Source organism: Pseudomonas sp. GM48, assembly GCF_000282335.1.
GTDB lineage: Bacteria > Pseudomonadota > Gammaproteobacteria > Pseudomonadales > Pseudomonadaceae > Aquipseudomonas.
The window spans coordinates 17,559-30,355 of sequence record NZ_AKJM01000187.1 but is presented as its reverse complement, the minus strand read 5'-3'; the positions used below and the strand labels follow the sequence as shown (position 1 = coordinate 30,355).

Here is a 12,797-nt window from a genome sequence, read left to right as displayed (position 1 = left end):
TGGTAATTATGTACCGCACGTCAGGGGCGGTCATGGGTTTTGCTGAGGGCCTATCAATATCAACGGCCCTCCCATGAGCATCGACACTGAACAACCCGACACCGCCTCGGCCTCCTTCACCCAGGACGCTCATTTTCAGCACCTGATGAGCGCAATACCTCCATGGCTGGCTCAGGCCTCGGCACAAAGGCGCAACACCCTGAAAGGCATTAGCCCCCGCCTGCCGAACGACATCAAGGAAGTATCTCGCAGCCAGCACGCCAGGCTGCGTGAGTTGAACGCCCGACACTGGACGGCGCAGAACCGGGTCGATCGGTCCTTGGCTAACTTGCAAAACGCCGACGCTTTTGCCGAACCACTGCTTCAAGCCGCCATCAAGGAACGCTTTGGCCTGACGTTGGACGTCCGCCAGACATTTTTGCGTCTTTATATTCCTGCGCACATACCCTGGCTGCGACTGAAATCGGGGGCGGCACGCATCTGGACGGTGTCGTTGCTGGATGCCGCGCTGCATAACTTCGAAAGCAGCGAGACCGAGGATGACGCTTTCGAGCCTGCCTCCACCTATATCAACGCGCCTTCGTCCACCGGGCAACTTCATCAACTTCCCGACATTCTGCCAACAATGCCCATTGCAGCGTTCACCCGGTTGTGCCGGGAGCTGGATATTGGCGAGCGCTACAAAGAACATCTCGAAGACAATCTGGGCATCCACAACCCGGTAGCAACGGCAGTCCTGCAATCCAGGATCAATAACAGCCAGAAAGCAGCGCTAACCACCGCGCTGCACATGGCGCACCTGCAAAACAAAATCAGTGGTGACACCCATGAGTTGATCGTCGGATTACGCGACGGTCATCAGAATTCGAATCTGCTCTGCCATGAAATAACAATCATGAATGCCAACCTGACCGGCATCATACTGTTTGCCCCGGACCTGGAACGCTCGCGTAAAACAGTTCGGGTCGTGGCTTATATTCCCGACGACCCCGAACACCCGCTCAAAGAGTACGCTTCTACCGGCGCATTCGCCCAGGAGCTGACCCAGCGCTTGCGCAGCTCTGACTATCAACGGTTTTTCAGTCGCTTTGTCGACCATCAGGATCGCGGGCACTTCTTCGCTCAATTGAACAACCGCCTCGCCCCCATTACCTGGCAACCCGTGTCTTCCGGCGATCCCCGCCCTACCTGGAGGGAGCACCCAAACCAGCGACCCAATTTGCAAATGACGGCAATGCCGATCCAGGGTGACCTGTGGATTCATCTCTACCAGCGCAAACTGGACAAGATTCTCAACGATGCACGGGTCATCGCTGTGTCTACCGCCCTGGTCGACCAGAAAGCCCGATGGGCGCTATGGGATTCTTTCGCGGAAATCGCCTCGGCTCTGCTTAACGTCGCAGCCTTTATCGCCCTGCCGTTCGTACCGTTGCTCGGCGAAGCGATGCTGGCCTACATCGCGTACCAATTGCTCGATGAAACCTTCGAGGGCATCGTCGACTGGGCAGAAGGCCAGACCACCGAAGCGCTCGAGCACTTCATGACGACGGTTGAGTCCGCGGTCCAGTTGGGCATATTTGCAGCTGGAGGCGCCCTCGTCGTGGGGGAATTTCGCTCAGTCCTGCCTCGAGAGATCGTTGAATTCATCGACCGTTTCAAACCGGTCAAGATACCGAGTGGCGAAACCCGCTACTGGAAACCCGACCTGGTTCCATACGAGCAACGCACAGAATTGCCCAAGGGCTCGACAACCAATGATCGCGGGTTGCACATCCACCAGGGCAAAGCCTTGCTGAAGCTGGACGAAAAACTCTATGCCGTGATCGAGGACCCGGAGACCGGCCAGCCTCACATCGACCACCCTACCCGCCCCGACGCTTATAAACCCGCGCTCAAACATAACGGCGAAGGCATCTGGCAGACCGAAGTCGACCAGCCGTTGGAATGGGACCAATCCAGACTTTTGCATCGCATCGGTCCGGATATGGAGCGGTTCTCCACCCGCGAACGCGAACGAATGCTCAAGATCAGCGGCATCCATGAAAACGCACTGCGCAAAATGCACGTGGATGTCGAACGCCTGCCGCCGCTGCTCGCCGACACCCTCAAACGCTTCAGGATCGAACAGGACATCCAGACCTTTATCGATCAGATGAACAGCGACCGGACTGAAAACTTCCTCAAGGCCGATCCCGTGACACAGCTGGAGCTACTCCACGAAAACGGTTACTGGCCCGGGCAAAAAAATCTGCGCCTGATCGATAAACAGGGACAAACCCTCTGGCAAAGCCACCACACCGGGGCCCCGGACCTGCAAATCGATGTCACGCGATTGAACGATGGCGACCTGCTCAAAACGTTGCTGCTGGCACTGAATGAATCCGAAATAAAAACGCTGCTGGGCGAGGAGTTCGGCGCCCCCATCACTCGTCTCGACATCCGCACGCACACACTGCGCCGTACATTGGCGCAGATTGCCGAGCGTAAAAGAGAAACGCTGTTCGACTATCGCTACCGCAGACTCGAACACGGCGCCAGCGACCTGGCACAAACCATCATCAGTAGCGAACCTGGTCTGCCGAAGAGCCTCGCAGATGCCGTGCTCGACACCGCGAGCGAGCAAGAACGACAGCAACTCGAACGCGGCACATTACCTGCGCGCCTGGCGGACTTGAGCCGTGAGGCCGGTTTGCAAACACGGGTGTCACGCGCTTATGAAGGCCTGGAACTGAAGTCGACCGCCAACAACCTCGACACACAGCGTCTGGCCCTGCACTCGCTGGAGCGATTGCCGGGCTGGTCGGGGCAACTGCGTATCGAACTGCACCAGTACAACTATGGGGGGCAGTTGATCGACAGCGTTGGCAACACCGATGCACCGCTGCGCAAAGTCCTGGTCATGACCGAAGAGGGGCCGTTTCAGGCGTATGACGAGGCAGGCCAGGCACTCCATTCCACCAGCGATTTCTACACGAGTCTGCTGCAGGCATTTCCCGACTCCGAGCGTAACGCGCTGAAGCTCAACATCGGCGAAGGAGAGAAACTCAGACAATCGATCGGCGAACATGCCTTGAGTCGAGAAGAAATGCGCGCACTTCTATCGCACCACCCCATCTTCAAACCCACTTACGACCCGTCAGTAATGCGGTTACTGGGTGGCGCCGACGGCTATCGGCTTTTGCACAACCAGACCCCAACACTACAAGCCCGAGCCCAGGCTCTGTTTCCTCACCTTTTGGACGAGGACCTACAGGCATTCGTCGAACGGTTACAGCAGCATCCGAGCGGTCCACGAGAGCAATTGACGCGATTGATCGCCGAGCACGAAAGGCTTCGCGATGAACTGCAACACTGGTCAAGGGAAATTCCACTGCTCATCCCAGACACCGACGTCGAAATCAGCGCCGCCCAGCTCACCGAACAACAACGCATTCGCAGGCAATTCATGAACGAGTTGCTCGACTGCTGGCGTCGACAAACCACCCATTCCCCGACCGACGGTGAGCATCTCGATTTCATCTTCACCCGTCCGATCCTGGGCAAGCTTCCAGTGCTGAACGTCGATTTCGCTCGCGTGACCAACGTGGCGTTGGCTGGCCATAAATCTACTCTAGGTATCAACGAATTTTTGAGCGGCTTCTCCGGACTGCATCGCTTGGCCCTGCGCAACTTCAACCTCGGCAATCTCCCGGACGGCATCAGCCGATGGCCGCATCTCAACGAACTTATTCTCAGCGACTGTGCACTCACCCTCACCCCGCAGAGCCAGGCGACACTCTCTGCGCTGAATAACCTGGTAACGCTGGATCTGTATCAAAACCCTCTGGGGTTACTCCCCAACGTCGAGAACATGCCCGCTCTGGATTACATCGATGTTGCAGGGACCGACATCTCCAGCTTCCCCACCGGTTTGCTGACGCGCCCTTACCTGCGAACCGCCCTGCTCAATGACAACCGGATTGCGCAACTGCCCGCCGCCCTCTTCGAGCTGCCCCGCGAAAGGCAGAACGGTTTTGACCTGGGAGGCAACCCGATTGCCGAAGCCGACCGCGAACGCATCAAGCGCTATTTCATGCAAACCGGTCAGGACTTCGGTTTCTTTGCCGAACAGGACGATATTCATCGGTTGCAACGGCTCTATCCAGGACTGGATCAAGAGCAAGCCAGCAACTTCATTTATCGCCTGCCCGGCACACTTGCAGACGGCCGGACAGAGCTGGCGCGTCTGGAAGCCGAGTACGAAACGCTGAGAAACACCCTGGAAGTCTGGACTACGGACATTCCCGCCAACCACCCAATCTCTGGTCAACCCCTCACGCCGCAGGAGCGGACATTCGAAGAGTTCAACCGGTTTGAATTCAAACGGATTCTGGAGAAGTGCTGGCGCCATGAAACCAATATGGACGGCCTCAACGCGGCACTGGAGCCGACCTATGAGTTGACACTGACCATCAACATCACTGGCAACCTGCCGGTACTGGACGCCGACTTCAGTCACGTATCGATGCTCTATATGCACAGTCATGCCCGGCTGACTTCAGGGGCCGGGCATTTTCTGGAGCACTTCCCGCGCCTGAAAAGCCTGACCATCCGTGAATACACACTGGGTGAAATACCCGAAGCCGTGTTCAGGATGGGCGACCTGACAGCGCTGGCCCTGACCCGGAGCCAAGTCACCCTGACTACGCAAAGCGTGATTGAACTGGCGCAAATGGAACACATGGATTATCTGGAGCTGAGCAATAACCCCTTGGGGCTGGCACCCGATGTCAGCCAGATGCCTGACCTTTCAACGCTGTTGTTGAACAGCACAGGGATCACTGAACTTCCCAAGGGCCTGCTACAACTCAAATCCCTGGATGTGGCGGATCTGAGTGCTAATCAAATCACTGAAATACCCAACGACATTCTGGAACTGCCGCTGGAAATCGCCGAAAGCATCAATCTGCGAGGCAATCCACTAAACGAGCAGAGCCTGCAAACCCTTATCGCCTACTTCAAAAAAACCACCACGTATTTTGGTGTAGAAGCCGTAATCCAACGAGCGGAAATGGAGGTGTCGACGTCGGAAGATTCTGATACTGACGAGTGAACCTTAACCGCGCTCAGACGGCACCGAAGACAATTCGAACGGACTGCTGCTGCGCCGCTGGTTGCGATCTTCCCGTGGCGTGGCACCGAAGAAATTGCGGTAGGCGCTGGAGAAATGCGGCCCCGAGGAGAAGCCACACGACAAGCCGATCTGGATAATCGACTTGCTGGTTTGCATCAACATCTGCCGGGCCTTGTTCAGGCGCAGTTCCAGGTAGTACTGGCTCGGCACGCGGTTGAGGTATTGCTTGAAGATCCGCTCCAGTTGCCGACGGGACACGCACACGTGCTGGGCGATTTCGTCGGTGGTCAGCGGCTCTTCGATGTTGGCTTCCATGAGCAACACGGCTTGCGTGAGCTTCGGATGGCTGGAGCCGAGACGGTTCTGCAACGGGATGCGCTGGCGCTCGCCACCCTCGCGAATGCGCTCGACCACCAGTTCTTCGGACACTGCACCGGCCAGTTCCGCACCGTGGTCGCGGGCCAGCACCGCCAGCAGCAAGTCGAGCACCGACATGCCGCCGCACGCGGTCAGGCGATCGCGATCCCAGTCGAACAGATGACTGGTGGCGATGACTTTCGGGAAGCGCTCGGTGAAGTCGTCCTGCCAGCGCCAATGCACGGCAGCGCGATAACCATCGAGCAATCCGAGTTGCGCCAACGGATAGACACCGGCGGACAAACCACCAATCACGCAACCGGCACGCACCAATTGCTTGAGCGCACTGCTGAGCGCTGGCGCCAGTGCAGTCGGTGGCTCGTCAGCGAGCAGGAACAGTTTCTGGAAGTTCTCGAGCTTGCCGGTCCAGGCTTCGCCGGGCAATTGCCAGGCGCTTTCGCTCGCAGCGTCTGTAATGGCTTCGGCCTGCAAGAACGACAGCTCGTAAACCACGTCCGGATGCACACGCTGGGCAACACGCAAGGCCTCCTCAGCCAGCGCAAGCGTCAGTGCTTTAGTGCTGGGCCAAATCAGGAAACCAATTCGATGGGCAGTCATGGTGGGCAATCCGAAGCGGAGAACAATGATGAAGGCATGGGCCAATGCTAGCCCGTAAATGAACGCAAATCTCAAAACCGGCAAAGATCAAATGTGGGAGCGGGCTTGCTCGCGAAAGCGGTGGTTCAGACAGCAATGATGTTGACTGACACACCGCTTTCGCGAGCAAGCCCGCTCCCACAGGGGATTGGGGCCGGACTCCAGATCGCGAAGCATGCACTATCCCGGGGCACAACGGGAGTTCGGTTTACTTCAGGCTGCCCGAGAGGAATTGCTGCAGGCGCTCGGATTGCGGGTTCACCAGCACTTCGCGCGGGTTGCCGCTTTCTTCGACCACACCTTTGTGCAGGAACACCAACTGGTTCGACACTTCACGGGCAAAGCCCATTTCGTGGGTCACCACGACCATGGTCCGGCCTTCCTGGGCCAGGGCCTGCATGACCTTCAGCACGTCGCCGACCAGCTCCGGGTCGAGGGCCGAGGTCGGTTCGTCGAACAGCATCACTTCAGGTTCCATCGCCAGTGCACGGGCAATCGCCACGCGCTGCTGCTCGCCGCCGGACATGTGGCCCGGGTAAGCGTCCTTGCGATGACCAACGCCGACCTTGTTCAGATAGTGTTCGGCCTTGTCGCGCGCTTCCGACTTGGACATGCCGAGCACGTGCACCGGCGCTTCCATGATGTTTTCCAGCGCGGTCATGTGCGACCACAGGTTGAAGTGCTGGAACACCATCGACAGGCGCGAACGCATGCGCTGCAGCTGCTTCGGATCAGCGGCTTTCAACGCGCCATCCTTGTTCGCCACCAGCTTCAGCTCTTCGTTGTTGAGCAGAATCTTGCCCGCGTGCGGCTGCTCCAGCAGGTTGATGCAGCGCAGGAAAGTACTTTTGCCGGAGCCACTGGAGCCGATGATGCTGATCACATCGCCGGCTGCCGCTTTCAGGGACACACCCTTGAGCACTTCGTGACTGCCATAGCGTTTATGCAGGTCTTGGACTTCAAGTTTGTACATGCGGTCGGTTCTCACAAAAACAGTCAGTCAGTGGTATTCAGTGCTTGCGCGGGGCCAGGTAGCCCAGCCAGCGGCGCTCGGCCAACTTGAACAGCTTCACCAGCATGAAGGTCAGGCACAGGTAGAACACGCCGGCCGTGATATAGGCTTCGAACGGCAGGTAGAACTGGGCGTTGACCGTGCGCGCAGCACCGGTGATGTCGATCAGGGTCACGATGGACGCCAGACTGGTGGTCTGCAGCATCATGATCACTTCGTTGCTGTACTGCGGCAGCGCACGGCGCAGGGCCGACGGCAGCAGGATGCGCTTGTACATCTTGACCCGCGACATACCCATCGCCTTGGCTGCTTCGATCTCACCGTTCGGCGTGGCCCGCAGGCTGCCGGCGATGATTTCGGCGGTGTAGGCGCTGGTGTTGATCGCGAACGCCAGGCACGCACAGAACGTTGCGCTGGACAGCCACGGCCAGAGGAAGCTCTCACGCACCGCTTCGAACTGCGCCAGACCGTAGTAGATCAAAAACAGCTGCACCAGCATCGGTGTGCCGCGGATCACGTAGGTATAGAGCCAGGCGGACATGTTGACCACCGAGTTCTTCGAGACGCGCATCAAGCCCAGCGGCAATGCGCACAGCAAGCCGAAGAACAGCGACAGCGCGAGCAGTTTGAGGGTGGTCACCAGGCCGCCGAAGTACAGCGGCAAGGCCTCCCAAATGACGTTGTAGTCGAAGATCATAGATCAGCCGCCCTTACGCCTACCGAGTAGCGCTTCTCAAGGTGACGCAATGCCAGCAACGAGACACTGGTGATCACCAGGTACAACGCCGCCACTGCGAGGAAGAAGGTGAAAGGCTCGCGGGTGGCATCGGCCGCCTGCTTGGCCTTGAACATCATGTCTTGCAGACCCACCACCGAAATCAGCGCGGTGGCCTTGGTCAATACCAGCCAGTTGTTGGTGAAACCCGGAATCGCCAGACGAATCATCTGTGGCACCAACACCCGGAAGAACACCTGGAAACTGCTCATGCCGTAGGCCATGCCAGCTTCGGCCTGACCTTTGGGGATCGCCATGAAGGCGCCACGGAAGGTTTCCGACAGATATGCACCGAAGATGAAGCCCAGGGTGCCAATACCGGCCACCAACGGGTTCAGGTCGATGTACTCGTCATAACCGAGCATCGGAGCGACGCGATTGAGCAGGTCCTGGCCGCCGTAGAAAATCAGCAGGATCAGCACCAGGTCGGGAATACCGCGGATCACCGTGGAATACAGATCGCCCAGCCAGGCCAGCCAGCGCACTGGCGACAGACGCAGTGCCACGCCTATCAGGCCCAGGACAATGGCCAGGGCCATGGACGACAAGGCGAGCTGAAGCGTCAGCCAAACGCCATCGAGGATGACAGCCCCGTAGCCTTTCAACATGATTCAGGTCCTCGAAAGTTGGGATGAAAAAATGGCGCAAACCTCAGAGATCCTGTTGCTTGCGCCATTTCGGACTTGTCGCCGGGACGTATTACTTGCCGTAGATATCGAAGGCGAAGTACTTGTCCTGGATTTGCTTGTACTTGCCGTTCTCGCGAATGGCGGCGATGGCGGCGTTGAGCTTGCCCAACTCAGCCGAGTCGCCCTTGCGAACCGCGATACCTACGCCGTCGCCGAAGTATTTGACGTCGGTGAACGCAGGGCCGACGAACGCGAAACCTTTACCGGCGTCGGTTTTCAGGAAGCCGTCATCCAGCAGCGTAGCGTCTGCCACGGTGCCGTCGAGGCGGCCGGCGGCCACGTCGAGGTAAATTTCGTTCTGCGAACCGTAAGGCTTGATCTCGGCACCCAGCGGGGCCAGGACTTCACGGGCGAAACGCTCGTGGATCGAACCACGCTGCACGCCAATGTTCTTGCCCTTGAGCTCGGTCAGGCCGTCGCTGACCTGAGTGCCGGCCTTCATGACCAGGCGAGCCGGGGTGTTGTAGTACTTGTTGGTGAAGTCCACGGACTTCTTGCGGTCTTCAGTGATCGACATGGACGACAGGATCGCGTCGATCTTGCGCACCTTGAGGGCCGGGATCAGGCCGTCGAACTCTTGCTCGACCCACACGCACTTGACCTTCATCTCTTCGCACAGCGCGTTGCCGATGTCGTAGTCGAAACCAACGATGCTGCCGTCCGGAGCTTTCGACGCGAACGGAGGGTAAGCCGCCTCGATACCGATTTTCAGAGGCTTTTCATCGGCGAAGGTTGGCAGGGACAGCACGGACAGTGCCAGGGCGCCAAGCAGCACGAGTTTCTTCATCTTGGGACTCCATCGGTAATGGGCAAAAACGGCAGAGTGAGCAACAGCCCAATATGCGAGTGAGTTGAACCGCAAAGCAGTGCTGCGTCCTGGGAAGCCGGTGTTTAAATTCAACACGGGCAACGACGAGCGAGTGATCGGCATTCTAACGACAGGCCCGAAGCCGATATTTCTTCAATGCGACAACTAATTACAGAAGCACCGAGAAAGCCGTTTTAGCACGTTGACAGCCCTGCAAATTCATGCAAGAGCAAAAGACATTGAACCGATCTCTATTGCAAATTGCGGGCCTATTATTGGCAAACCCTTCTAATCCGGCAAGCGCAGCGTTGCTTCTTATTTCTGAAGGGTGGCTAACAGGCGCTGACACGGCACTTTGCGTTTCCCATCACCCCGAATCGGCGCGAGCGGTTACACATTCAGTAACCTGAAAGATCGCGGGTAACAGTAGGAATGGTCCGACGGCTGAAGCCGATATTTATTGGCCGTTGTTTATATGGCGTCTGACAGGCCGCCTTCGCGAGCAAGCCCGCTCCCACAGGTTTTTGTGGTGTGATTCAGATCGCACATACGCCGCAAATCCCTGTGGGAGCGGGCTTGCTCGCGAAGAGGCCAGCCCAACCAACACAAAAACCTCAGGCACAAAAAAGCCCTGCCAGGCTCAACACCTGACAGGACTTTCAGTGACTCACAACCGCCGCTTACGCGACGTTCATGGTCTTGTGCGTATCAATCAAATGCTGCACCACACTCGGGTCGGCCAGGGTGGAAATATCCCCCAACCCATCGTACTCAGCCGTCGCAATCTTGCGCAGAATCCGCCGCATGATCTTGCCCGAACGGGTTTTCGGCAGCCCCGGTGCCCACTGGATCACATCCGGCGAAGCAATCGGACCGATCTCCTTACGCACCCAGTTTTTCAGCTCCAGGCGCAGTTGTTCGTTCGGCTCTTCACCGTTTTTAAGGGTGACGTAGACATAAATGCCCTGCCCCTTGATGTCGTGCGGCACACCGACCACCGCGGCTTCGGCGACTTTCGGGTGCGCGACCATCGCGCTTTCGATCTCGGCAGTACCCATGCGGTGGCCGGAAACGTTGAGCACGTCGTCAACGCGACCGGTGATCCAGTAGTAACCATCGGCGTCACGACGCGCGCCGTCACCGGTGAAGTACATGCCACGGAAAGTCTTGAAGTAAGTGTCGACAAAGCGGTCATGGTCGCCAAACAGCGTACGCGCCTGGCCTGGCCACGAATCGAGAATCACCAGGTTGCCCTCGGCCTCGCCTTCGATAATGTTGCCCAGGTTATCCACCAGTGCCGGCACCACGCCAAAGAACGGACGCGCCGCCGAACCCGGCTTGAGGGCATGAGCGCCCGGCAGCGGGCTCATCATGTTGCCGCCGGTTTCGGTCTGCCACCAGGTGTCGACGATCGGGCAACGGGACTTGCCGACATTCTTGTAGTACCAGTCCCAGGCTTCCGGGTTGATCGGCTCACCCACCGAACCGAGCAGGCGCAGGCTGCTGCCGTCAGCGCCTTCAACAGCCGCGGTGCCCGAGGCCATCATGGCGCGGATCGCGGTCGGTGCGGTGTAGAGGATGTTGACCTTGTGCTTGTCGACGATCTTCGCCACCCGGGTGATGTCCGGATAGTTCGGCACGCCTTCGAACAGCAGCGTGGTCGCGCCGTTGGCCAGCGGGCCGTAGACGATGTAACTGTGGCCGGTGACCCAGCCGACGTCGGCGGTGCACCAGTAGATTTCACCCGGACGGTAGTCGAATACGCGCTCGTGGGTCATGGCAGCGTACAGCAGGTAACCGCCAGTGGTGTGCTGCACGCCCTTCGGCTTGCCGGTGGAACCCGAGGTGTAAAGGATGAACAGCGCTTCTTCAGCCCCCATCTCTTTCGGCGCGCAAACGGTGCCGGCCACTTTCATCAGGTCTTCAAACCAGATGTCGCGATGCTGGTTCCACTTGATGTCGCCACCGGTGCGCTTGCACACGATGACTTTCTGGATGCTGCTGGTTTCCGGGTTGGTCAGCGCGTCGTCGACGTTGGCCTTGAGCGGGATCTTCTTGCCGGCACGAATGCCTTCGTCGGCGGTGATCACCACTTTCGAGCGGCAGTCGATGATGCGACCGGCCAGGGCTTCCGGCGAGAAACCGCCGAACACCACCGAGTGAATCGCGCCGATCCGGGTACAGGCCAGCATGGCGACCACGGCTTCGGGGATCATCGGCATATAGATAGTCACCACGTCGCCGCGGTGCACGTCCTGACCACGCAGGGCGTTGGCGAACTTGCAGACTTGCTCGTGCAGTTCACGGTAAGTGATGTTGCGGCTTTCGGCAGGGTCATCGCCTTCCCAGATGATCGCGACCTGGTCGCCGCGCTCGGCCAGATGACGGTCGAGGCAGTTGTAGGAAACGTTCAGGGTGCCGTCAGCGAACCATTTGATGTCGACATGGTGATCGTCGAAGGAAGTCTGCTTCACCGTGGTGAAAGGCTTGATCCAGTCGAGGCGCTTGGCTTGCTCGCGCCAGAAGCCGTCCGGGTTGACGACCGACTGCTGGTACATGGCCTTGTAGGTCGCCTCGTCGGTCAGCGTGTTAGCCAAAACCTCGGGACGAACGGGATACAGGGAAGCCGCACTCATCTTTCTTACCTCGGTGGAATAGTTGTTTTTGTATGACCCCGTTTTAGCCGGGCCGGGCCTATAGAACCATTCGACGATGGTAGTAACAAGCCCCTACAAAATGTCGTGAAAAACCGTCAAACCCACTACCACCGCGGCACCTGTAGGAGCGAGCTCGCTCGCGATGGTCGTCAACGATAACGCGCCCAATCTGACACCCCGCAGTGCTATCTGGCTCATCGCGAGCAAGCTCGCTCCTACAAAAGAAGCGGCTACTCAGGGATTGTTACAGGATCTGCCAAAAGTGTTTATCAAAACCACGGCTATATGGACGAAGCGTCGACGCCTAAAATCTGCCACGCCAACAAGGCAATCTGATTAACCAAGTTGCAGCCCCCACGAAGGCAGTTAATCAAACACCCTGGTACTGAAGTTCCACACGCAATCTCAAAAGGATTGCGTGACCCCTCTCGACCTTAGAAAGGTAAAATTCAAATGAAAGCTTTATTAGTTCTGGCCCTCAGCAGCGTGTGCGTAACCGCCATGGCAAGCGAGGTCCCGACTGATGTCGCACAGCAACAACCGCCCGTTGAGGAATACACTTACTCAATGAATCTGGACATCGCCAAAGTGATCTCCATGAGCGAAGCACCGAATGTTTGTGAAGTTGTGCCGATGAAAATGGAATACGAAGATTCCAACGGTCAACGGCATATCCTGCGTTACAGCGCGATGGGCAACGGTTGCTCTAACGGCTGACTCCCTGCTTCA

Annotated in this window: 8 protein-coding genes; 2 read left to right on the top strand and 6 right to left on the bottom strand. The window is 58.0% G+C overall.

Annotation, left to right across the window (positions count from 1 at the left end):
- The first annotated feature begins 73 nt into the window (after nucleotides 1–73).
- Nucleotides 74–5,092, top strand: coding sequence for a dermonecrotic toxin domain-containing protein (locus PMI28_RS00770; protein WP_007992770.1), 5,019 nt, complete (start codon nucleotides 74–76; stop codon nucleotides 5,090–5,092).
- A gap of 3 nt (nucleotides 5,093–5,095) precedes the next feature.
- Here the strand turns inward: PMI28_RS00770 and argR are convergent, their stop codons facing one another.
- The 6 genes from argR to acs all read right to left on the bottom strand — a co-directional run bounded on the left by argR (nucleotide 5,096) and on the right by acs (nucleotide 12,047).
- Nucleotides 5,096–6,088, bottom strand: a complete 993-nt coding sequence (argR, locus tag PMI28_RS00775) for a transcriptional regulator ArgR (protein WP_007992769.1) — start codon at nucleotides 6,086–6,088, stop codon at nucleotides 5,096–5,098.
- Nucleotides 6,089–6,335: 247 nt separating this feature from the next.
- Complete coding sequence (locus PMI28_RS00780) at nucleotides 6,336–7,100, bottom strand: ABC transporter ATP-binding protein (RefSeq protein ID WP_007992768.1); 765 nt, start codon at nucleotides 7,098–7,100, stop codon at nucleotides 6,336–6,338.
- Nucleotides 7,101–7,137: 37 nt separating this feature from the next.
- On the bottom strand, nucleotides 7,138–7,836 hold the full coding sequence (locus PMI28_RS00785) for an ABC transporter permease (RefSeq protein WP_007992767.1): 699 nt from the start codon (nucleotides 7,834–7,836) through the stop codon (nucleotides 7,138–7,140).
- Nucleotides 7,833–8,522 (bottom strand): ABC transporter permease, encoded by a 690-nt coding sequence (locus PMI28_RS00790; protein WP_007992766.1) that lies wholly within the window; start codon nucleotides 8,520–8,522, stop codon nucleotides 7,833–7,835. Before PMI28_RS00790 ends, PMI28_RS00785 begins: the two co-directional genes overlap by 4 nt.
- A gap of 91 nt (nucleotides 8,523–8,613) precedes the next feature.
- Nucleotides 8,614–9,390 carry an ABC transporter substrate-binding protein gene (locus PMI28_RS00795; RefSeq protein ID WP_007992765.1) on the bottom strand — a complete coding sequence of 259 codons (777 nt, stop codon included), beginning with the start codon at nucleotides 9,388–9,390 and terminating at the stop codon, nucleotides 8,614–8,616.
- Between the two features lie 701 nt (nucleotides 9,391–10,091).
- On the bottom strand, nucleotides 10,092–12,047 hold the full coding sequence (acs, locus tag PMI28_RS00800; RefSeq protein ID WP_007992764.1) for an acetate--CoA ligase: 1,956 nt from the start codon (nucleotides 12,045–12,047) through the stop codon (nucleotides 10,092–10,094).
- A 474-nt stretch (nucleotides 12,048–12,521) separates the two neighbouring features.
- Between acs and PMI28_RS00805 the strand changes: the two genes are divergently transcribed.
- Complete coding sequence (locus PMI28_RS00805; RefSeq protein WP_007992763.1) at nucleotides 12,522–12,785, top strand: DUF2790 domain-containing protein; 264 nt, start codon at nucleotides 12,522–12,524, stop codon at nucleotides 12,783–12,785.
- Nucleotides 12,786–12,797 lie beyond the last annotated feature (12 nt).